The sequence below is a fragment of the Tardiphaga sp. GW822-FHT04G09 genome (assembly GCF_058800725.1).
The window spans coordinates 350,925-372,286 of sequence record NZ_JBXAMO010000003.1 but is presented as its reverse complement, the minus strand read 5'-3'; the positions used below and the strand labels follow the sequence as shown (position 1 = coordinate 372,286).

Below are 21,362 nucleotides of genomic sequence, written 5' to 3'. Positions count from 1 at the left end.
TTGATGGGTTTCGCGAAGACGCTCTACCCATCCTACGTTCCGAGCTACGTTGCGCTTGCGCCCCTGATCGCTTCCCACACCTTGAGCGGCGACAACGGCGTGTTGAGCTGCTTGATACCGAGCGGTTCGAGCGCATCAAGAACGCCATTGACGATGCAGGGTGGGCCGCCGATCGCACCGGACTCGCCGCAGCCCTTCGATCCCAACGGATTGGTGACGCAGGGAGCGGAACCATCGAGCGTCACCGACAGCATCGGCAGATCGCCAGCGCGCGGGATGCAATAGTCCTGATAGCTCGCGGTGATGAGCTGACCATCCTCGTCGTAATACGTGTTCTCGAACAGCGCCTGACCGATGCCCTGCGCCACGCCGCCATGGATCTGGCCGGTCACCAGCATCGGATTCACCGCGACGCCGACATCGTCGACCGTGGTGTAGCGAACGACATTGGTGATGCCGGTTTCCGGATCGATCTCGACCTCGCAGATATGCGTGCCGTTCGGCCAGGTCGGCCCATCCGCCACGCCGGTCGACTCGACGCTCAGCTGTTCGCCGTCTTCGGCCTTCGCGATCTCGAACAGGCCGACGCGTTTGTCGGTGCCGACGACGGTGAGGAAGCCCGCGGAATATTCGATGTCCTCGACCGAGGCTTCGAGCATGTTGGCCGCTTTCTCACGCGCCTTGGCGATCATGTCGGCGGCCGACACCACCGCCGCAGTGCCGCCGACGAACAGCGAACGCGAACCGACACTGCCCATGCCGACGATCACATCGGTGTCGCCCTGAATCACATCGATCTTGTCGATGCCGATGCCGAGCGCCTCCGAGACGAGCTGCGAATAGGCGGTCTGCAGGCCCTGCCCCATCGCCATGGTGCCGGAATGCAGGATGACCCGGCCATTGGCCGTCGCGCGCAGGCTGACCTTCTCGGTGGTGCCCGGGCCGCCGGTCCATTCGATATAGCTGGTGAGCCCGCGTCCATAGAGCAGGCCTTTCTTCTTCGCCGCCTTCTTGCGCGCGGCGAAGCCGTCCCAATCGGCGAGTTCGGTGGCACGGTCGAGCATGTGCGCGAAGGCGCCGCTGTCATAGGTCTGGCCGACAGCGTTCTTGTAGGGAAACTGCGTCGGCTTGATGTAGTTCACCTTGCGAATGGCGCGCGGGTCCATGCCGATCTGGCGGGCGGCAGCATCCATCAGGCGTTCGATGATGAACACGGCCTCCGGCCGCCCGGCGCCGCGATAGGCCCCCACCGGTGCTGTGTTCGTAATGACAGCCTTGATGTCGTAATGCACCAGCTGCAGATCATAGACGCCGGTCTGCACGAATGGCCCGAGCACCAGCGGAATGATGATCGCGGTGCCGGACATATAAGCGCCGGTGCCGCCGATCGAGCGCACCCGATAGGCCTGGATGCGGCCTTTGGCGTCGAGCGCAATTTCCGCCGTCGAGGTCAGGTCGCGGCCATGGGTGCCACCGACGAAATCGTCGGTGCGATCGCCGCGCCAGCGGATGGTGCGGCCGAGCTTCACGGCCGCATAAGCAACGATGCCGTCTTCGGGATACAGGCTGGTCTTCTGGCCGAACCCGCCACCGATGTCGCCAACGACCACGCGGATACTGTCCTTCGGACGCTTCAGGATCGAGTCCGCCAGGATATCGCGGGTCGATGCAGGCGTTTGCGACTGCACGTGAAGCGTCAGCTTGCCGGTCTTCTTGTCGATTTCAGCGATGGCGCTGCGTGGCTCCATGGCTGACGGCACCAGACGCTGGCTGGTGATATCGAGGGAGACCGTGTGCTTTGCCGCGGCGAATGCCGCCTCGACCCTGGCGGGATCGCCATAGCTGGTCGCTGCAACGATGTTGTCCGGTGCCTCCGGCCAGACCGCCGGCGCGCCCGGCTTGATGGCCTCGACGGGATCCACGATAGCCGGCAGGACGTCGTAGCTGACGTCGATCGCCTCAGCGGCAAGTTGCGCGGCGGCACGCGAGGTCGCGACGATCGCCGCGACCGTCTCGCCGGCGAAGCGGACGAATTCATACGCCAGCAGACGGCGCGGCGGAAAGGTCGCCGCAGAACCGTCGGGTCGCTTGAAAATCGGCAGCGTCGGCAGGGTGCCGACATCCTCGGCCACGAGGTCGGCGCCCGTGTAGATCGCCTGCACACCCGGCATCGCCTTGGCGGCGGTCACATCGATCGAGGTGATCTTGGCATGGGCATGTGGCGAGCGCAGCAGATGCAGCCAGAGCGCACCGTCTTCCGGTCTGTCGTCGATGAATTTGCCCTGTCCGGTGAGAAGTCTCTGATCTTCAAGGCGCTTGGGAGAAAGACCAGCGCCGAAGCGCAGATTGCCGGGCAGAATGTTCATTAAAAGTCCCTTGAATATCGGCTGACCTGTTCGGTTCTAGCGCATAAACAGTGCGCCAGCCAACAGCTCTCCCGCACAATGCTGCGAGACGGAATGCGCATGAGCGCTGCCCCTTTTGCGCGTCTGGCGGCAACCATATCGATCAGCCGACATCCCGCAAAACGGCCTCGATCACCTTGCGCTCGTCCGCGGTCAAAGCCGGCTGCGGTGCCACGGGATCGCCGACGTCATAGCCCTGAATCGCCAGGCCCGTCTTGATACAGGCGGCCAGATTGTAGCGCGCAAAGGCTTCGTTGAGCCGCCACATCCGCCGTTGCAGAACCATGGCTTCATCCCAGCGATGCGCCTTGCAGAGATTATAGAGTTCGACGCTCTGCCTGGGCACGACGCAGGCCGGACCGGCCATCCAGCCGACGCCACCGATCAGCATCACAGCCGATGGAATATGCGCCGAGGCGGCAAATACTTTCAGTTTGTCGCCGCAGCGGTTGATGATCGACAACAGCCGGCCGGTATTGGTCGAGGCATCCTTGATATACTGGATGCGCGGATGCTCCGCGAGCCGCGCCACCACATCGAGCGTCAGATCCGAACGCTGGAATTGCGGATTGGTGTAGATCACCACGGGAATATCGACGGCATCGGCGATGGCGCGGAAATAGGATTCGATCTGGGCATCCTTGAGCGGGAAATACGCTTCGAGAATTGCCAGGATGCCGTTGGCACCGAGCTTCTGATACGACTTCGCCTGCGCCACCGCATCTGCCGTCGAGGTCGAGGCCACACCGGCCACCACCGGCACGCGTCCCGCGGCAGCGTCGATCGTGGTCTGCACCAGGGTCCTGCGCTGCTCGCGGTTGAGATAGGCGAATTCGCCGGTCGAGCCGAGCGGCGTCAGGCCATGCACACCCGCACCGATGAGATCCCCGCACAGGCGGCCCAGCACGTCAGCGCGAATGCGCCCGTCATCGTCGGCGGGCGAGACCAGATAGGGAAACACGCCGTGGAAGTCTGTCATTCAACCGCGCCTTACAATTAAATCTTCGGCTTGAAATTCTCGATCACGCGTAGCAGCACCCGCGCGCCGGCTTCGACATCGGCATCTTCCACGTGTTCGGCTGGATTATGACTGATGCCGCCGCGGCACCGCACGAACAACATCGCCACATCGGCGATATCTGCCATCGCCATGCCGTCATGACCGGCGCCGCTCGGCAGTTCGAAGGCACGATAGCCCTCGGCCGTGATCGCATCGGCGATCTGCTTCTGCAGCCAGGGCGCGCAGGGCACCGTCCGGTTCTCATGGGTGATGTTGATCTGCAGATCGAGCTTGCGCGCTTTGGCGATGGATTCGATCTCGCGCACCATGTCGGTGATCGCGAGCTTGCGGTACGAATCCTTCGGCGAGCGAATATCCATGGTGAACGACACCAGCCCGGGAATCACATTGGTCGCGCCCGGCATCGCATTGATATAGCCGACGGTGCCGACCAGGCCCCCGCGATCCGACTGGCAGAATTCCTCGATCGCAACGATACATTCGGCAGCGCCGACCAGCGCATCGCGCCGCATCGCCATGGGCACCGTGCCGGCATGACCGGCCATGCCGTGCAGTTCGACTGCGAGGCGCGTTGCGCCCGAGATGGCCGTCACGACACCCACCGGCAGCTTCTGCGCTTCCAGCACGGGCCCCTGCTCGATATGCAGTTCGAGATAGGCGAGCAATTCGCCGGGCGCGCGCGCTGCGGCGCCGATATGATCGGGATCGAGGCCGAATGTGATCATCGCCTCGCGCATCGAAATGCCCGCTTTGTCGCGGCCGCCGAGCACGCTCTCGACGAAGGTTCCGGCCACCGCGCGGCTGCCGAGCAATGTTGAGGCGAAGCGCACGCCCTCCTCGTCAGCAAAGGCGGCAATCTCGATGGCGAATGGCAGGCGCAGGCCGCGGCGGTGGAGATCGCCGACGCAGGAAATCGCCGTGATGATCCCGAGCGGCCCGTCCCACCGGCCGGCATCGCGCACGGTGTCGTAATGCGAGCCGAGCATCAGGCACGGCAGACCGGGCCGGTCGCCTTCATAGCGCCCGCAGACATTGCCGATGGCATCGATACGCGCCTGCATGCCGGCCGCCTGCATCCAGCCGATGATCAGTTCGGCGGCAGCACGATGTTCCGGTGTAAGGAATATTCGTGTGATATTGTCAGGCGCTTCCGAGATCGCAGCCAGCACATTGATGCGTTCGACGATCTCGCCGCCGAGCGATTGGCCGGAAGCTCCGACGACTTTCTCTTCCATCGCAATCATGCTTCTTTATTCATGCCGCAGGCCCGGCTGCGAATTGAAATACCCGGTCTGCAAATTCTAGTGTGGTTGGCGCGCCAAGGCGAATCCCGCTGCGGGGCCGCCGGAGACCTGCAGATTTGGACGGTCAGGTGACAGGAGTAACCATGAGCGAACCAGACCCGGCAGACCGCGACGAGACGTTTCTCAGATTGTCGTTCGATGCCGCGCGGCGCGCCATGGAGCGCGGCAATCACCCGTTCGGCGCAATTCTGGTCGACGCAAACGGCAAAGTGCTGATGGAGGCCGGCAATGCCTTCATGCCGTCCCATGACGGCACCGCTCATGCCGAGCGGCTGCTGTGCACGGAGGCCTCGCTCGCCTATCGCGAAGAGGTCCTGAAAACCTGCACGCTGTATTCCTCCGCAGAGCCCTGTGCCATGTGCGCGGGCGCGATCTATTGGGTCGGCATTGGCCGGCTGGTTTATGGGCTCGGCGAAGCAAGGCTCAAGGCGATCACCGGCGATCATCCGGAGAATCCCACGCTGGATCTGCCTTGCCGCAATGTCTTTGCCGCCGGGCAGAAGAGCATCGAGGTCGTCGGCCCGCTGCTTGAAGACGAGGCAGCTGCTCAACACGAGAATTTCTGGGCGCAGCTGCGCTAGTGGCACTTCGCTGGCGCCTGCAAAAAGCCGATGGCGCCGCGAGGTCATCGCGGCGCCATCAGCCTTGGAGATTGACCTTGGAGATTGCCCCTGGAGGACTAATCCAGGAAGTCAGCCCGGATCAGAACTTGACGGTGATGCCGGAATACAGCGAGTCCTCGCGGCATGAACCTGGAGCAGCAACGGTACAGGCAAAGCTGGCGTTTTCGTCCAGGCCGAACTTGTTCCTCCACATCCGGTACGCCACCCACACATCGACATTGTGGGTATACTTGGCGCCCCAGATCGCCTTGCTGGCGTCGAAGGTCAGACGGATCGGCTCGGCGTTGAGTTCGATTTTCGTGTCGGTGCCGGCGATCTGGCCGTTTTCGCCGCCCTTCTTGCCGTAGAAGCCGGCCCGGCCGCTGACGGAGAAGTAATTGATGCTCTCCGGCAGGAAGCCGAGATCCATGTAGTAGTTCATTTCGACCGCCCAGGTCGGTTTGAACTCGCGGCTGCCGTCGGCATTACAGGTCACGCCGGCGACGCCACCAACGCCGAAACCGCACTGAGTGAAGGTCGAGTGGTTGGCGAATTCATAGTACAGCAACGGATTGACGTTGAAGAAGCCCTTGTAAGGCAGGTCGAAGGCAAACTGCAGACCAGCCACAACGTCGCGCTTGGATGCCGCGAAAAACCGGTTCTCGGTGCTGCCATCCGCACCGATGACGAATGACACGTTACGCAGCGGCCCCATCGTAAAGGCCTTGGTGTTGAAGACCTCGTTGAAACCGATCGTGCTACGGATCAGGCCGTAGATTTCGGTTGCGCCTTCGCAACCCGTGATCGCGGGAAAGCGCGGATCGGCGCAGGGATTCGCCGGGCTGCTCTTGCCCGCCTTTTCGAGGCCGATGTTGAAGAAGTTGGTGCCGTACGTCCACACGTCGAAGTGCGTGAAGGCGAAGACCTGTTTGGTGGTCTTGTTGGTCACGCCGGGATCGACCGCCCCCCACTGATAGGCATAGGTGAAGCGGTTATCGATCAGCAGGAAGAACGGCAGATCCGGGATCGGCTTGGCCTTGACCGGCATGGCCGCCATGTCGGCTGCGCTCGCCGCGCCCATTGGTACCATCGCCCCGAGCGACAGGAATGTCGCGGCTGCGATTGTTCGAAAATGACTGGTCATTGGAATTACCCCCACCTGTTGACAATGATTGCGTGCCTCTTGCGCGAGAGTTGTTGCAATCAGTCCGGGTGAGAAGCCTCAACTTTCCCCACGAGCTGCTACTCGTTTCATCAGCGATGCCCAATGAAATCAGCATTTTATGCTTGAAGCGTCGTGTTTTCAGAGCGGTGAAATGACACCATGCGGGCGCATGCGAGACGCATGCTTAGAGGCTGTAAAGATTGGTATTTTGCGACGTTCTGTCGCAGATTGATTGAGCGACGGACGCCGCCGAATTTGCGCTGCCAGCGGATGTTTGCGACGCAAAAAATCTCTGCCCAACTTCTTGCCACGTGAGAAAATCCAGCTTTCGAATTCGTTGCACCTGTGCCGCAACTGCAACACTTCAAGCCAAGTATACAATGCGAAAGTCGAATAACTCTTTTCAAATCAGGCGGAATACCGGGATCGGCGAGAAACCCGCATCTGGAATCGCCCAAGAAAGCGATCCAGTCCAAAAATAAGGCAGGCGCTGGCGCTTATTCGAGATTTACGCTGCATTCCAATCCGGCACACACTTGCTGCCACCTCCTTCTCACGCGTAGGTAGCGAATGTTGGATGCGGGACTAGGAAACGCGCGCGCCGGTCAGGCGCTTCTGCAGACAATCGGTCTGACCAAGCGCTATGGCAGCTTCCTTGCCAATGACTCCATCGACATCGCCATCCGCCCGCAGGAAATCCACGCGCTGCTTGGCGAAAACGGCGCCGGCAAATCCACACTCGTCAAAACCATTTATGGCCTGATCCAGCCGAGCGAAGGCGAGATGCTCTGGCAGGGCGAAAAGATGGTGCTTGCCGGCCCGCACGATGCGCGCGCGCGCGGCATTGGCATGGTGTTCCAGCATTTTTCGCTGTTCGACAATCTGACCGTCGCCGAGAACGTCGCGCTCGGTCTCGACGGCAAGGAATCCTTCAAGGCGATGTCGGCACGGCTTGAACAGGTGTCGCAGCAATATGGCCTGCCGCTCGATCCCAAACGCGAGGTCTGGCAACTCTCGGTCGGCGAACGTCAGCGCATCGAGATCGTGCGCGTGCTGATGCAGAATCCGAAATTCCTGATCCTCGACGAACCCACGGCCGTACTGACGCCGCAGGAAGCCGATCAGCTTTTCGTCGTGCTGGAGCGCCTGAAGTCGGAAGGTCGCGCGATCCTCTATATCAGCCACAAGCTCGACGAGGTGAAACGCCTCTGCGACACCGCCACCATCCTGCGCGGCGGCAAGAAGATCTCGACCTGCCTGCCCCGCGAGGAAACTGCCGCGTCGCTGGCGCGCATGATGGTTGGCACCGAGATCAAACAGGTGAAAGCCGCCGCCAACCGGCAAACCACCGTGCCGCGGCTCGTGGTCAACGATCTCAGCCTCGCGCCAGACGAACCGCATGGCGTGCATCTGAAGAACATCTCGCTGGAGCTGAAGGGCGGCGAAATCCTCGGCATCGCCGGCGTCGCCGGCAACGGCCAGGATGAATTTTTCGCGGCGCTCTCCGGGGAACGTCTGGCGAAAGATCCCGGCACCATCGTAATCGATGGCCAAGCCGCCGGACATCTCTCGATCACCGCGCGCCGCAAGCTCGGCGCCGCCTTCGTGCCCGAAGAACGGCTCGGTCACGGCACCGCGCCGCGCATGCGGCTGTCGGAGAATGCTCTGCTCACCGGCCATGCTGCGTCAGGCATGGTGCAGCACGGCTTCATCAATACGGCGGCAACGCTCGCGACCGTCGACCGCGCCACCGCGAGTTTCGACGTCCGCAAGGCCAAGCGCGATCCGGAAGCCGCCAGCCTCTCCGGCGGCAATCTGCAGAAATTCATCGTCGGCCGCGAGATCCTGCGCAATCCCATCGTGCTCGTGGTCAGCCAGCCGACCTGGGGCGTCGATGCCGGCGCCGCGGCAGTGATCCGTCAGGCCCTGCTCGATCTTGCCGCCGCAGGTGCGGCCATCCTCGTTACCAGCCAGGACCTTGACGAACTCGCTGACATCGCCGACCGCATCGCCGTGATGTTCCACGGCCGTCTCTCTGAACCATTGATGACAGCCGATGCGGACAGGGAAACGCTGGGCCTGTTGATGGGCGGCAGCGCACTCACGCCAAAGGACGTGCCCGATGCAGTTGGTGCTTGAGAAGCGCGCAGAGCGATCGACCATCATCGCGCTGGTGTCGCCTGTCATCGCCATCGGGCTGACCATCGTGACCATGAGCATCCTGTTCATGATCATCGGCAAGAACCCGATCGCTGCGCTGAACGTCTATTTCATCACGCCGCTCACGGACGCCTATTCATTGCAGGAGATCGCGGTGAAGGCCGCGCCTTTGGTCATGATCGCCATCGGCCTGTCGCTTTGTTATCTCGCCAATGTCTGGAATATCGGCGCCGAGGGGCAGTTCCTGGTCGGCGCTGTGGCCGGCAGCTGGCTTGCGGTGAAGACCAACGGTACCGACGCTGGCGCCTGGGTGCTGCCGGCGATGATGCTGCTGGGCGCCATGGCGGGCGCGCTCTATGCGTTGATCCCGGCCTTCTGCAAGGTGCGGTTCGGCGCCAGCGAGATCCTCGTCAGCCTGATGCTGGTCTATGTGGCCGACCTGCTGCTGGATTATCTCGTCCGCGGCCCGTGGCGCGATCCCAAGGGGTTCAACTTCCCGACCACGGCTGAATTCGATCCGGTCGCCACCGTGCCTTTGCTGTTCGAAGGCGGACGGCTGCATCTTGGCGCGATCATCGCACTTGTGATTGTCGTTGCCGCTGCCATCCTGCTCGGCCGCACCATCAAGGGCTTTGAAATCCGCGTGGTCGGCGCCGCGCCGCGCGCGGCACGCTTCGGCGGCTTTTCATCGAACCAGCTCGTGTTGCTGACTTTCGCAATTTCCGGCGCACTGGCGGGTCTCGCGGGGATCATCGAAGTCGCCGGCCCCATCGGCCATCTGCAGCCCGGCATCTCGCCCGGCTATGGCTTCACGGCGATCATCGTTGCATTTCTCGGACGGCTCAACCCGGTTGGAATACTAATTGCAGGGCTTTTCCTGGCGCTGACATTCATCGGCGGGGAGCAAGCGCAGATCGCCATGAAGATCCCACTCGATATCACCAAGGTGTTCCAGGGCATCCTGCTGTTCTATGTGCTCGCCTGCGACAGCCTCATCCTGTACCGGATCAGGCTCATCATGCCGCAGCGAAAGGTCGCCGATGGAGCTGCTTGAAGCCATCATCCTCGCCGTGCTCGCGGCATCGACGCCACTGCTGCTGGCCGCGTCAGGTGAGCTGCTGGTAGAGCGCGCCGGCGTGCTCAATCTCGGCGTCGAAGGCATGATGATCGTCGGCGCCGCCTGCGGTTTTGCCGGCGCCTGGGCCACCGGCTCGACATTGATGGGCGCGCTGTGCGGTATCTTCGCAGGTGTCGCGCTGTCGCTGGTCTTCGCGCTGATGACGCTCGGCCTCGCCGTCAATCAGGTCGCGACCGGTCTCGCGCTGACAATCCTGGGCATCGGGGTCTCCGGCCTGATCGGCGCCGGCTTCGTCGGCGAGCGCATCGCCACGGCCCCGCGTCTGTATATTCCCGGCCTGACCACGCTCCCCTTCGTCGGCAAGATCCTGTTCGGCGAAGATGCCTTCGTCTATGTCTCGATCGCGCTGATCGTGGCCATCTCGTATTTCCTCTACCGCACCCGCGCCGGACTGATCCTGCGCGCCATCGGCGACAATCACGTCTCCGCCCATGCGCTGGGCTACCCCGTGCTCAAGATTCGCATGTTCGCCGTGATGTTCGGCGGCGGCTGCGCCGGTCTGGCCGGTGCCTATCTGCCGCTGGCTTACACGCCGTTCTTCGTGCCGGGCATGACCGCCGGCCGCGGCTGGATCGCGCTGGCGCTGGTGGTGTTCGCCTCATGGCTGCCGGGGCGCCTCGTGATCGGCGCCTATCTGTTCGGCGCGGTCTCAATCTTGCAACTGCATGCGCAAGGCTGGGGCGTCGGCGTGCCGTCGCAGCTGATGTCCGCACTGCCCTATCTCGCAACAGTCGTCGTGCTGGTGCTGATCTCGCGCACCCGCAGCGGCGGCTCCACGGCACCGGCGGCATTGGGCACGGTTTTCGTGCCCGATCGCTAAAGACATTCTCACAAGACCATCTCGCAAACAGGAGACGTGCATGAACAGGAAAGCACTTGCAGCGGCCGCCATGCTGCTGGCCACCGGCCTCGGACTGACGGCGGCCGTTGCCGCCGACAAGCTGAAAGTCGGTTTCGTCTATATCGGCCCGGTCGGCGACTTCGGCTGGACCTATCAGCATGAAGTCGGCCGCCAGATGCTCGTCAAGGAATTCGGCGACAAGATCGAGACCACCTATCTCGAAAATGTCAGCGAAGGCCCGGACTCCGAGCGCTCCATCGAGCAACTTGCGCGCGCCGGCAACCAGCTGATCTTCACCACGTCGTTCGGCTATATGGATCCGACGCTGAAGGTCGCCAAGCGCCATCCCAAAGTGATGTTCGAACACGCCACCGGCTTCAAGCGCGACAAGAACATGTCGACCTATTCCGGCCGCTTCTTCGAAGGCCGCTACATCCAGGGCCTGATCGCCGCCAAGATGTCGAAGAAGGGCGTGCTGGGCTACATCGGCTCGTTCCCGATTCCGGAAGTGATCTCGGGCATCAATGCCACCATGCTCGCGGCGCAGAAGATCAATCCCGACATCAAGATCAAGATCATCTGGGTCAACACCTGGTTCGATCCCGGCAAGGAAGCCGATGCCGCCAAGGCGCTGCTCGATCAGGGCGCCGACGTGATCATGCAGCACACGGACTCGCCGGCCGCCATGCAGGTCGCTTCCGAACGCGGTGCCCTCGCCTTCGGCCAGGACTCCGACATGATCAAGTTCGGCCCGAAGACACAGCTCACCGCGGTCACCAACAACTGGGGTCCGTATTATGTCGAACGCGTCAAGGCCGCCCTCGACGGCACCTGGAAGTCGGAAGACACCTGGGCCGGCCTGAAAGAGAAGATGGTCGTGATGGCGCCCTATACCAACATGCCCGATGACGTGAAGAAGATGGCCATGGACACCGAAGCTGCCATCGTCGCGGGCACGCTGAAGCCGTTCAAATGCCCGATCATGGGACAGGACGGCAAGGAAGTGGAATGCAAGGGCGGCGACGCCCTCGATCCCGGTCAGGTGCTCGGCATGAACTTCTATGTGAAGGGCATCGACGACAAGATCCCCGGCAAGTAGCGGGCGAATAGCCGCACAATGAATGCTGTCGTCCCCTCCCCCTTGGGGGAGGGTTAGGGAGGGGGCGGGCAGCAGGTGCGTTCAGAGTTTGTGGCCCCCCTCTCCAAGTCTCCCCCGCAAGGGGGGAGAGGCAGGCCGTAGCGCGTTCAAGCGTTCGCGCAATACCTCAGCGAAAGTTATCGCCCCGCCTGCATCGCCTTCGCCGCCGCGCTGTGCCGGCGGATCAGGTCGCCGACATCCAGCCCCGGGATCGTGCCGTCGATCACGCGCCACACGCCGCCCACCATCACGCGGTCCGCACGATGCGCCCCGCACAGCAGCAGCGCAGCCAGCGGATCGCCATGGCCGGAGAAGCGCAGCTCATCCAGCTTGAACAGCGCCAGATCCGCCATTTTCCCCACAGCGATCTCGCCGAGCTCAGGCCGCCCCACGCAGGCCGCCGAGCCTTTCGTCGCCCAGCGCAGCGCATCCTTGTGGCTGACACGCCCAACGCCATAGCGCGCCCGCTGCAGCAGAAAGGCCGCGCGCACTTCCTGCATCAGATTCGAGCCGTCATTCGAGGCCGATCCATCGACGCCGAGCCCGATCCCGACGCCCGCATCCTCCATCTCGCAGACCGGGCAGCAGCCGGAGGCCAAGAGCTGATTGCTGCACGAGCAATGACTGACGGTGGTGCCGGCCTTGCCGAGCCGCACCATTTCGCCCGCGTTGAAGTGGATGCCATGGGCCAGCCATGTGCGCCTGTTCAGCCAGCCGGTCTGCTCCAGATAATCCAGCGGACGGCAGCCATAGACCTCCTCGCAATAGCGGTTCTCGTCCTCGGTCTCGCCGAGATGCGTATGCAGGCGGACGTCGAGCTTGTCGGCCAGTGCCGCGGTCGAGGTCATCAGCGAGGTCGTCACCGAAAACGGCGAACACGGCGCCAGCGCGATCTGCACCATGGCGTCCTCGCCGCGCTGGTGGAATTTCCCTACCACGCGGGCACTGTCGGCCAGGATCGTGTCCTCGTCCTGCACTACCGAGTCCGGCGGCAGGCCGCCGTCGCGCTGCGAGCGGTTCATCGATCCCCGCGTCAGCAGCACGCGCATGCCGAGCCGCTCTGCCACCCCCACTTCGATATCGACGGATTGTTCGAGACCTGCAGGAAACACATAGTGATGGTCGGTGGTCGTCGTGCAGCCCGACAGCAGCAATTCGGACATCGCCACGCTGACGCCGAGATCGAGATTCTCCGGGGTCAGCCTTGCCCAGACCGGATACAGCGCCTGCAGCCAGGGAAACAGCTCGCGGTCCAGCGCCGCCGGCAATGCACGCGTCAGCGTCTGATAGAAATGGTGATGCGTATTGATCAGCCCCGGCAGCACCACATGGGCGCCGGCATCAAAGACCGCCACGTCCGCCGCCATTGGCTTGCCACCGGCCGGCACCAGTTCGACGATCCGCCCCCCCTTGACGACAACGCCGCGCTCGGCCCCATCGGCGAAAATACCGAGCGGATCCTTGATCCAGGTGGCCTGCGTTTCTGTCATGGCTCATCTCCTTCGGTCATGGACCCGACCTTGCAATTCAGGGACCAGCCGCAAATACTTCGACTTGTCTTGCACTCGTTCTCAACTTGGCGTCGGTCTTGCAGGGTTCACAATGAGACTTCAAGGGGTCATTGCCGAGTGAAAGTATAACCGCCCTATGGACCTGAATACGATCACGTCCGTCGCCCGCCCCACGACGCGGGACCAGCTACCGACATGGAGTGCCGGGGATGCATGGCTCGCCGGGGGCACCTGGCTTTTCTCCGAACCGCAGGCACATCTGACGCGGCTGATCGATCTCACCGACCTCAAATGGCCGGCCCTCACCGTCACCGATAGCGAATTGCAGATCGCCGCCACATGCACTGTGGCACAGCTCGATGCGCTGCCCTGCCCGGCCGACTGGGTCGCGTCACCGCTCATCAATCAGTGTTGCCGGGCCTTCCTCGCCTCCTTCAAGATCTGGAAGACCGCGACGGTCGGCGGCAATCTCTGCATGTCGCTGCCGGCCGGTCCGATGATCGCACTCACCGCCGCGCTCGATGGTGTCTGTACGATCTGGAAGGCCGATGGCAGCGCAGACACGATCGACGTGGCAGACTTCGTCACCGGCGATCAAACTAACGTGCTGATGCCGGGCGATCTCCTGCGCAGCATTGCCATTCCTCTCGCAGCGCTCAAGCGCCGCTCTGCATTCCGCCAGATCTCGCTGACGCCGGTCGGACGATCTGCTGCGCTGCTGATAGGAAGCCTTGATGAGGACGGCTTGCGGCTGACGATCACGGCCTCGACGAAGCGGCCCGTTCGTATCGCGCTTCCGGCACTTCCCGATGCCGATGCGCTCGAAGAAGCGATCCTCGACCGGATTCCGGACGACCTCTATCACGACGACATTCACGGCAAACCGGCTTGGCGCAAGCAGATGACGCTCCGGCTCGCGGAAGAAATCCGCAGCGAATTGCAGGGCATCAGGCCATGAGTTTCGAGATCAACGGCCACAGCTTTTTGCAGCAGCCGCAACCCGGCCAATGCCTGCGCACCTTCCTGCGCGAACTCGGCCATTTCGGCGTCAAGAAAGGCTGCGATGCCGGCGACTGCGGTGCCTGCACCGTACTGCTCGATGGCGAGCCGGTGCATAGCTGCATCATCCCGGCCTTTCGCGCCGAAGGCCATGCCGTCACCACCATCGAAGGTCTCGCGCCCCATGGCGGCATCCATCCGATGCAGCAGGCGTTTCTCGACGCACAGGGTTTCCAGTGCGGCTTCTGCACCTCCGGCATGATCGTGACCTGCGCGGCGCTCAATCAGGCCCAGCGCGCCGATCTCGGCGCGTCACTGAAGGGCAATCTGTGTCGCTGCACTGGCTATCGCACGATCGAGGACGCGCTCGACGGCACGATCAATATCGAACAAGCCGCGCCCGGCACCGCATTCGGTCGCAGCATTTCCGCGCCGGCCGCTCCTCAGATCGTGACAGGCGCGGCGCGCTACACATTCGACGTCGCCATGGACGGGCTGCTGCATATCAAGGTGCTGCGCTCGCCGCATCCCCATGCCCGCATCGTGTCGATCGATTCATCAGCAGCACGGGCCATGCCGGGCGTGCATGCGGTGCTGACCCATGCGGATGCGCCGACCATATTGTTCTCGACGGCGCGCCACGAGGTCGATGCAATGGATCCCGAGGATACACGGATCCTCGACGACACCGTGCGCTTCATCGGCCAGAAAGTCGCCGCCGTGGTCGCGGACAGCGAAGCGATCGCGGAGGAAGCCTGCCGCCGCATCGATGTCGTCTACGACATCCTGCCCGCGGTGTTCGATCCCGCGGCCGCCATCGCGCCCGGCGCGCCGGTCATTCATCCCGACAAGACGCCCGTGCATCGCGTCAGCAATGCTATCAGAAACATCGTCGCTGAAACACACGGCGAATTCGGCGATGTTGCCGCGGCGCTGGCATCGTCCGCCGTCACCTATGAAGGCACCTTCACCACGCAACGCGTGCAACACGGCCATCTCGAGACTCATGGCGGCATGGCCTGGCTCGATGCCGATGGCGTATTGAATGTTCGCTCCAGCACGCAGACGCCCTTCCTGACGCGGCGGGCGCTGGCTCATCTTTATGACCTTCCCTCCGACAAGGTCCGCGTGTTCTGCGAACGCGTTGGCGGCGGCTTCGGCGGCAAGCAGGAAATGTTCGTCGAGGATATTCTGGCGCTCGCCGCACTCAGGACCGGTCGCCCGGTGAAATGGGAACTGACCCGCGAGGAGCAGTTCATCGCCACATCGACGCGGCATCCGATGCGCGTCACCGTCAAGGCCGCGGCCGCCGAAGACGGCAAGCTCACCGCCCTGCAGCTCGACGTGCTCTCCAACACCGGCGCCTATGGCAATCATGCGGGCCCGGTGCTGTTTCACGCCTGCGGTGAATCGCTCGGCGTCTATAACTGCGCCAACAAGAAGGTCGATGCCGTCGTCGCCTATACCAACACGGTGCCGGCGGGTGCGTTTCGCGGCTATGGCCTGCCGCAGACCCTGTTCGCGGTGGAAGCAGCCATCGACGAACTCGCGAAACAGCTCGGCATCAGCCCGTATGATTTCCGCCGCCGCAACGTGATCAAACCCGGCGATGCCATGCTGTCGCCCGCCGGCACGCATTATGACGACGTGCTGATCGGCAGCTACGGCCTCGATCAATGTCTCGATCTGGTCGAACAGGCGATGCAGGCGGAGACGATGCACGATCTCGATGGTGACTGGCTGATCGGTGACGGCATCGCGCTCACCATGATCGACACCGTGCCGCCGCTGGGCCATATCGCCGAAGTCGTCATCGCCAGACGCGACGACGGCGATTATGACCTCACGGTCGGCACCGCTGAATTCGGCAACGGCACCGCGACGGTGCACCGGCAGATCGCGGCCACGACACTCGGCTGCGCTGTCGAGCAGATTCATCTGCGCCAGTCCGATACGCGGAATGGCGGCCACGATACCGGCGCCTATGGCAGCGCCGGCACATTCGTCGCTGGCAAAGCCACCCATGACGCCGCGCAAAGACTGGTGGCGGCGATGCGGGCGGACAGCACTGCACGCAGCGCTACCGGAACGTCAGGCGGCACGCCACGTTCGGTCGCCTTCAACGTCCAGGGATTTCGCGTGGCGGTGAACAAGGGCACCGGCGCCATCAAGGTTCTCAGGAGCGTACAGGCTGCGGACGCCGGCGCCGTCGCCAATCCGATGCAGCTCCGCGGCCAGATCGAGGGCGGCGTCGCGCAATCGCTGGGGGCTACGCTGTATGAGGAAATGGTGATCGACGACCGCGGCCGCGTCGTCAATCCGAAATTCCGCGACTATCATTTGCCGTCATTCGCAGACCTGCCGCGGACTGACGTGTATTTCGCCGACACCCATGATGCGATCGGGCCATTGGGTGCGAAGTCGATGAGCGAAAGCCCGTATAATCCCGTCGCCGCCGCCATGGGCAATGCGCTGTTCGACGCCACGGGGATTCGCTTTACGCAGGTGCCGTTCAAGCCGGACCGGATTTTTCCGGAGTTGCAAAAGAAGTTTGGGAAGTAGTTAGAACGATGCCGTCAGTGGAATCCCTCCCCCCGCGCGAAGCGGAGCTTCGCTAGGCGGGGAGGGTCGGCCGATAGGCCGGGGTGGGGGTGCCACACGTGACGTCGCATTTGTGGAAGCACCCCACCCGTCTGGCCTTCGGCCATGGCGGACGAATTCGTCCGCCAGACCCCGCTGCGCGGCTTCGCCGCTTGAGGGAGGGACAAGATCAGCCCCGCCCCACTGTGCATTCGATCTGCCCATGCGGCTCGTCGGTCGGCAGGAACACGTCGTTATTGTTGTCCAGCCCGAACGCCGAGAGATTCATCAGGATGTAGTGGATATTCGGGCAAGCCATGCTGATCTCGGAAATTTCCGGCACCGCCGCCAGCACCTTCTCGCCCATGCGATACAGGCTGTTCTGCACGCTCGGACTATAGGTGGTGGCGAATTCCGTCAGCAGCGTGTCGAGAATTTTCTTGTTGGTCGCGGGATAGCTGGCGGGCTTGCCGGACCATGTCCATGACGCCACCATCGATGTCGCGCAGATGCGGTCATTGGTCGGCTGGATCGTGGAATATTTGTCGGTGTAGTAGTTCTCCCAGCCGGATTGCGTCGACTTCATGAAGGTGAAACCGTCGAGGCCCGAACTCATGACCATGCCATCGCGCGTGGCATGGATCTCGACGGTCGGCTTGCCGTTGCTGTCGAGCAGGAATGCGTGCGGGTGCAGTTCGCCGTCGACGGCGAGCCGCGCCCACTTGGTCTCATGCGCGGTGATGCTGACAGAGCTGGCCTGCGGATACAGGTCGAGATAGCGCTTCGCCAGCACCTGGCAGAACTCCTCCGTCGACAGCGCGGTGTTCTCGCGCGCCACCACATTGACGATGTTCTTGATGGTGTCGGTGGAAGTCGAGGTGGAGTTGTCGGCGTCGGTATAGGCGCGGCCGAAATCGCCCTCCAGCATCGCCTTGATGCTGAGCTGGCTGACATCCTGCTTGTCGCCGTCGCGATGGATCCGCATGATGCGGACACGGCCTTTTCCATATCTGTTCTTGATGAGCGGCACGAACGACCTCCAGTCTCTGTCTGCGACCGGAAACCTCGGTCGCAGTGCAATATATTTAGCAATGCTCACTTCGAGCAACCTTCGTGCCACCGGTCACCACGCCACCGGTGGCGAAATGGCTTCAGCGGCGTCTGGCACAAGGCTTGTATCTGACGATCATAATGCCACGATATTTCATCACCTAAGCAAGGGGCTAGATCAATGACAGTGAGCGTCCATCCCGTCGACGAGATCCTGCCGGCCCCGCGCCTCCTCGCGCTGGGCCTGCAGCATGTGCTGGTGATGTATGCGGGCGCGGTGGCGGTGCCGCTCATCATCGGCCGCGCCCTGAAGCTGCCGCCGCAGGACGTCGCCTTCCTGATCTCCGCCGATCTGTTTGCCTGCGGTCTTGCCACCTTGGTCCAGTGTATCGGCTTTCCCGGCGTCGGCATCCGCCTGCCGGTGATGATGGGCGTCACCTTTGCCTCGGTCGGCCCGATGCTGTCGATGGCCGCCGCCCCCGAGATCGGCCTGCTCGGCATCTATGGCTCGGTCATCGCTGCCGGAATCTTCGGCATCATTGTCGCGCCTTTCATCAGCCGGCTGCTGCCGCTGTTTCCGCCTGTGGTCACCGGCACCATCATCATGGTCATCGGCATCTCGCTGATGCGCGTTGGTATCAACTGGGCTGGTGGCGGCCTACCCGTGCTCACCAGGGTCATCGACGGCGTTCCGCACACCTATGCCAATCCCGGCTACGGCCAGTTGCAGGGCCTGGGCATCGCGCTGTTCGTGCTCTGCGTCATCCTCGCCTTGATCAAATGGGGCACCGGCTTTCTGGCCAATGTTTCGGTGCTGCTCGGCATCATCGCCGGCGCAGTCCTCGCCAGCCTGCTCGGCGTGATGCATTTCGACAAGGTCGGCACCGCGGGCTGGGCCGATATCGTACTGCCGTTCCATTTCGGCATGCCGCAATTCCATCTCGTCCCCATCGTCACCATGTGCATCGTGATGATCGTGGTCATGATCGAGTCGCTCGGGATGTTCCTGGCGCTCGGCGAGATAACCGGCAAGACCGTCGACAGGGACGCACTGACCAAGGGCCTGCGCGCCGACGGCGTCGGCACGCTTCTTGGCGGCATCTTCAACACCTTCCCATACACCTCGTTCTCGCAGAATGTCGGTCTGGTCGGCGTCACCGGCGTGCGCTCGCGCTGGGTGACCATCGCCGGTGGCGGCATCATGCTGGTGCTCGGCCTGCTGCCGAAGATGGCCGCGCTGGTGGAGGCCGTACCGCAGGTGGTGCTCGGCGGCGCCGGCCTCGTGATGTTTGGCATGGTCGCCGCGACCGGCGCCCGCATCCTCACCGCGGTGGATTTCAAGACCAACCAGCACAACCTGTTCGTGGTCGCGATTTCCGTCGGCTTCGGCCTGATCCCGCTGGTGGCGCCGAACTTCTTCAAGGCGCTGCCGCATGACCTGCACCCGCTGCTGGAGTCAGGCATCCTGCTCTGCGCGCTGGTCGCGGTGATCCTGAATGCGTTCTTCAATGGGGTCAGCAGTGCCGAGACCGCAAAGGCGGAAGCGGCTGGTGTTGCCGCGGCGGCGACGCATTGAAAAGATCAGCGCCAAACACTCCGCCCTCATCCTGAGGAGCCGCGCATCTTGCGCGGCGTCTCGAAGGATGGCCACCAACTCATGGTTCGAGACGCGCGCCAAGAGGCACGCTCCTCACCATGAGGGACGGAGTAAGAGCGTCTACTTCACCTTCGGCTCGAGCCCGCTCGCCGTGATCACCGGCGCGGCCTGTTTCGAGGACAGAAACGCAATCAGCGCCTTTCCGGCATCCGGCTGCGGTGCGTTGCTCGCAAGCCCCGCCGAGAACACGGTGATTTTCTGCAGCTCCGCCGGCAGCGGACCGACGATCTCGATGCCCTTGACCGGCTTCAATTCGCTGATCTGCTGAAAGCCGATCTCCGCCTCGCCCCTGGCGACGATCTCGCCCACCGGCGTGGCCGGGATCTTGCGCGCCTTGTCCTTCATGGCGTCGGCAATGCCGAGTTTCTCGAACATCTCCTTGCTGACATAGACGCCGCTGGCGCTGTCCGAATAGGCCACGGTTCTGGTCTTGAGCAGCGCGACCTTCAGCGTATCCGCCGACGACAGGTCGGGCTTCGGAGCCCCCTCCTTCACGGCCACGCCGATTGGCGAGTCCGCGAGATCGACGCGGCTGTCGGCGACCACCTTGCCCTTGCTGATGAGATCGCCGAGCGCATAGCCCACCATGATCAGCACATCGGCCGGCTCGCCGCGCGACAGCCGCATGGGAATCGCCTGCGGCGTCTCGCCCATCGACGGCCCATAGGCCGTGACGACCGTGTTGCCCGTTGCCTTCTCGAATTGCGGAACCAGCTCCTTGTAGGCCGCCGTGAACCCGCCGGAGATCATGACATGGACCTCCGAGGCGAAAGCGCTGGGCGTCGAGGCGACGGCGCAGCCGAGCACGAGCAGCAAACGAATGATGTGGCGCATGGTGTCTCTCCCGCTTGACGTCTTTTTTCTTATCCTCTCCCCGCAAGCGAGGGGAAGGAAATCTCAGCTCCCCCGATATGTCCCATAGCTCCACGGCGTCACCAGCAGCGGCACGTGGAGATGGCCCTCTGGCTCATAGACCGAGAAGCGCAACGGGATCTCGTCGAGGAACGGCGGATCGGACATCGGCACGCCCCGTTCGGCAAAATAACTGCCGACCTTGAAACTCAGTTCATAGCGCCCGATCGGCACCGGGCGTCCGCCGATCAGCGGCACATCGGTGCGGCCGTCGTGATTGGTCAGCGTGCGCGCAATCACGCGGCTGGCGCCGAGTTTCGACAATTCGACAAGCTCGACCGAAATCCCGGCTGCAGGCCGGCCGCTATGGGTATCCAGCACATGGGTCGAGAGCCGGCCATGCACCTGCAGGCGATCCGGCCCGTCGACCAAAAGATCAGTACGCAGCGCCGCGATCTTGCAGATTTCGGCAACCGATGCCGCGACCTCAGCGGCCGGATCGTTCGGCAACCGCTTCTCGAAATCCGCGAGGATGGAATCCTTGGTATGACGACGAACACAGACGATGTAAGGGAAGCCGAACTTCGTGCGATAGGCATTGTTGACGCGATCGAAAGCCGCATATTCGGCCTCCGACAGCCGGTCGAGCCCGACGCTGTTCTGCTCGGCATTGGACTCCGCCGTCAGAAGATCGCCCCGTTGCGTTTTATCAGCGAGATCCGGATGCGCCTTGATCAGCGCCAGCCGCTGGCCTGACGCTGCTTCTTCCACCACCTTGCGCATCGCGGCGAACAATTGCTTGACGCCCGCGAAGGGCCGGCTGTCCGCGGCCTTCTCCGCGATCCATGGCGAGTATTCGAAAATATTCGCCAGCGCTGCGACGAAGTCCGCTTTGCTGCAGCTGTTGAGTTCGTCGAGCGTCTTCTCTGTCATGACCAG

At 62.9% G+C, this 21,362-nt stretch carries 16 protein-coding genes; 8 read left to right on the top strand and 8 right to left on the bottom strand.

The window, feature by feature from the left end:
• Window positions 1-44: 44 nt before the first annotated feature.
• The 3 genes from AC1RLZ_RS08430 to AC1RLZ_RS08420 all read right to left on the bottom strand — a co-directional run bounded on the left by AC1RLZ_RS08430 (window position 45) and on the right by AC1RLZ_RS08420 (window position 4,670).
• Window positions 45-2,366, bottom strand: a complete 2,322-nt coding sequence (locus AC1RLZ_RS08430) for a xanthine dehydrogenase family protein molybdopterin-binding subunit (protein ID WP_493188284.1) — start codon at window positions 2,364-2,366, stop codon at window positions 45-47.
• Between the two features lie 142 nt (window positions 2,367-2,508).
• Entirely contained in the window at window positions 2,509-3,384 is an 876-nt protein-coding gene (locus AC1RLZ_RS08425; protein ID WP_493188283.1) for a dihydrodipicolinate synthase family protein, read from the bottom strand.
• A 17-nt stretch (window positions 3,385-3,401) separates the two neighbouring features.
• Window positions 3,402-4,670 carry an allantoate amidohydrolase gene (locus tag AC1RLZ_RS08420; protein WP_493188282.1) on the bottom strand — a complete coding sequence of 423 codons (1,269 nt, stop codon included), beginning with the start codon at window positions 4,668-4,670 and terminating at the stop codon, window positions 3,402-3,404.
• A gap of 143 nt (window positions 4,671-4,813) precedes the next feature.
• Between AC1RLZ_RS08420 and AC1RLZ_RS08415 the strand changes: the two genes are divergently transcribed.
• The gene (locus AC1RLZ_RS08415) at window positions 4,814-5,311 is read left to right on the top strand and encodes a nucleoside deaminase (RefSeq protein WP_493188281.1); all 498 of its coding nucleotides are present in this window, start codon (window positions 4,814-4,816) and stop codon (window positions 5,309-5,311) included.
• Between the two features lie 121 nt (window positions 5,312-5,432).
• On the opposite strand, the gene AC1RLZ_RS08410 is transcribed toward AC1RLZ_RS08415, so the two are convergent.
• Window positions 5,433-6,476, bottom strand: a complete 1,044-nt coding sequence (locus tag AC1RLZ_RS08410; RefSeq protein ID WP_493188280.1) for a hypothetical protein — start codon at window positions 6,474-6,476, stop codon at window positions 5,433-5,435.
• A gap of 591 nt (window positions 6,477-7,067) precedes the next feature.
• On the opposite strand from AC1RLZ_RS08410, the gene AC1RLZ_RS08405 reads away from it, so the two are divergent.
• Genes AC1RLZ_RS08405 through AC1RLZ_RS08390 form a run of 4 tightly spaced genes read left to right on the top strand, consistent with a single transcriptional unit; the run spans window position 7,068 to window position 11,735 of the window.
• Window positions 7,068-8,636: an ABC transporter ATP-binding protein gene (locus AC1RLZ_RS08405; RefSeq protein ID WP_493188279.1), complete on the top strand. Its 1,569-nt coding sequence runs from the start codon at window positions 7,068-7,070 to the stop codon at window positions 8,634-8,636.
• Window positions 8,620-9,711, top strand: a complete 1,092-nt coding sequence (locus AC1RLZ_RS08400) for an ABC transporter permease (protein WP_493188278.1) — start codon at window positions 8,620-8,622, stop codon at window positions 9,709-9,711. The genes AC1RLZ_RS08405 and AC1RLZ_RS08400 overlap by 17 nt, the downstream gene beginning before the upstream one ends.
• Entirely contained in the window at window positions 9,698-10,615 is a 918-nt protein-coding gene (locus AC1RLZ_RS08395; protein ID WP_493188277.1) for an ABC transporter permease, read from the top strand. Before AC1RLZ_RS08400 ends, AC1RLZ_RS08395 begins: the two co-directional genes overlap by 14 nt.
• 40 nt (window positions 10,616-10,655) lie before the next feature.
• Window positions 10,656-11,735, top strand: coding sequence for a BMP family ABC transporter substrate-binding protein (locus AC1RLZ_RS08390; protein ID WP_371424712.1), 1,080 nt, complete (start codon window positions 10,656-10,658; stop codon window positions 11,733-11,735).
• Between the two features lie 176 nt (window positions 11,736-11,911).
• Here the strand turns inward: AC1RLZ_RS08390 and AC1RLZ_RS08385 are convergent, their stop codons facing one another.
• Window positions 11,912-13,264: an 8-oxoguanine deaminase gene (locus AC1RLZ_RS08385; RefSeq protein ID WP_493188276.1), complete on the bottom strand. Its 1,353-nt coding sequence runs from the start codon at window positions 13,262-13,264 to the stop codon at window positions 11,912-11,914.
• Window positions 13,265-13,421: 157 nt separating this feature from the next.
• On the opposite strand from AC1RLZ_RS08385, the gene AC1RLZ_RS08380 reads away from it, so the two are divergent.
• The gene (locus tag AC1RLZ_RS08380; RefSeq protein WP_493188275.1) at window positions 13,422-14,243 is read left to right on the top strand and encodes an FAD binding domain-containing protein; all 822 of its coding nucleotides are present in this window, start codon (window positions 13,422-13,424) and stop codon (window positions 14,241-14,243) included.
• A complete protein-coding gene (locus AC1RLZ_RS08375; protein ID WP_493188274.1) occupies window positions 14,240-16,846 on the top strand; it encodes a molybdopterin-dependent oxidoreductase in 2,607 nt (868 codons plus the stop codon). The genes AC1RLZ_RS08380 and AC1RLZ_RS08375 overlap by 4 nt, the downstream gene beginning before the upstream one ends.
• Before the next feature lie 208 nt (window positions 16,847-17,054).
• Here the strand turns inward: AC1RLZ_RS08375 and pucL are convergent, their stop codons facing one another.
• Window positions 17,055-17,894: a factor-independent urate hydroxylase gene (gene pucL, locus AC1RLZ_RS08370; protein WP_493188273.1), complete on the bottom strand. Its 840-nt coding sequence runs from the start codon at window positions 17,892-17,894 to the stop codon at window positions 17,055-17,057.
• Between the two features lie 201 nt (window positions 17,895-18,095).
• Between pucL and AC1RLZ_RS08365 the strand changes: the two genes are divergently transcribed.
• Window positions 18,096-19,490 (top strand): nucleobase:cation symporter-2 family protein, encoded by a 1,395-nt coding sequence (locus AC1RLZ_RS08365; protein ID WP_493188272.1) that lies wholly within the window; start codon window positions 18,096-18,098, stop codon window positions 19,488-19,490.
• A gap of 141 nt (window positions 19,491-19,631) precedes the next feature.
• Here the strand turns inward: AC1RLZ_RS08365 and AC1RLZ_RS08360 are convergent, their stop codons facing one another.
• Window positions 19,632-20,405 (bottom strand): substrate-binding domain-containing protein, encoded by a 774-nt coding sequence (locus AC1RLZ_RS08360; protein ID WP_493188271.1) that lies wholly within the window; start codon window positions 20,403-20,405, stop codon window positions 19,632-19,634.
• 63 nt (window positions 20,406-20,468) lie between these two features.
• On the bottom strand, window positions 20,469-21,356 hold the full coding sequence (uraD, locus tag AC1RLZ_RS08355; protein WP_493188270.1) for a 2-oxo-4-hydroxy-4-carboxy-5-ureidoimidazoline decarboxylase: 888 nt from the start codon (window positions 21,354-21,356) through the stop codon (window positions 20,469-20,471).
• Window positions 21,357-21,362: the final 6 nt, after the last annotated feature.

What these genes read in the sequence shown, in the direction of transcription:
- AC1RLZ_RS08430 (WP_493188284.1), bottom strand. Translation starts at nt 2,366, where the DNA reads ATGAACATTCTGCCCGGCAATCTGCGCTTCGGCGCTGGTCTTTCTCCC.
- AC1RLZ_RS08425 (WP_493188283.1), bottom strand. Translation starts at nt 3,384, where the DNA reads ATGACAGACTTCCACGGCGTGTTTCCCTATCTGGTCTCGCCCGCCGAC.
- AC1RLZ_RS08420 (WP_493188282.1), bottom strand. Translation starts at nt 4,670, where the DNA reads ATGATTGCGATGGAAGAGAAAGTCGTCGGAGCTTCCGGCCAATCGCTC.
- AC1RLZ_RS08415 (WP_493188281.1), top strand. Translation starts at nt 4,814, where the DNA reads ATGAGCGAACCAGACCCGGCAGACCGCGACGAGACGTTTCTCAGATTG.
- AC1RLZ_RS08410 (WP_493188280.1), bottom strand. Translation starts at nt 6,476, where the DNA reads ATGACCAGTCATTTTCGAACAATCGCAGCCGCGACATTCCTGTCGCTC.
- AC1RLZ_RS08405 (WP_493188279.1), top strand. Translation starts at nt 7,068, where the DNA reads ATGTTGGATGCGGGACTAGGAAACGCGCGCGCCGGTCAGGCGCTTCTG.
- AC1RLZ_RS08400 (WP_493188278.1), top strand. Translation starts at nt 8,620, where the DNA reads ATGCAGTTGGTGCTTGAGAAGCGCGCAGAGCGATCGACCATCATCGCG.
- AC1RLZ_RS08395 (WP_493188277.1), top strand. Translation starts at nt 9,698, where the DNA reads ATGGAGCTGCTTGAAGCCATCATCCTCGCCGTGCTCGCGGCATCGACG.
- AC1RLZ_RS08390 (WP_371424712.1), top strand. Translation starts at nt 10,656, where the DNA reads ATGAACAGGAAAGCACTTGCAGCGGCCGCCATGCTGCTGGCCACCGGC.
- AC1RLZ_RS08385 (WP_493188276.1), bottom strand. Translation starts at nt 13,264, where the DNA reads ATGACAGAAACGCAGGCCACCTGGATCAAGGATCCGCTCGGTATTTTC.
- AC1RLZ_RS08380 (WP_493188275.1), top strand. Translation starts at nt 13,422, where the DNA reads ATGGACCTGAATACGATCACGTCCGTCGCCCGCCCCACGACGCGGGAC.
- AC1RLZ_RS08375 (WP_493188274.1), top strand. Translation starts at nt 14,240, where the DNA reads ATGAGTTTCGAGATCAACGGCCACAGCTTTTTGCAGCAGCCGCAACCC.
- AC1RLZ_RS08365 (WP_493188272.1), top strand. Translation starts at nt 18,096, where the DNA reads ATGACAGTGAGCGTCCATCCCGTCGACGAGATCCTGCCGGCCCCGCGC.
- AC1RLZ_RS08360 (WP_493188271.1), bottom strand. Translation starts at nt 20,405, where the DNA reads ATGCGCCACATCATTCGTTTGCTGCTCGTGCTCGGCTGCGCCGTCGCC.
- uraD (WP_493188270.1), bottom strand. Translation starts at nt 21,356, where the DNA reads ATGACAGAGAAGACGCTCGACGAACTCAACAGCTGCAGCAAAGCGGAC.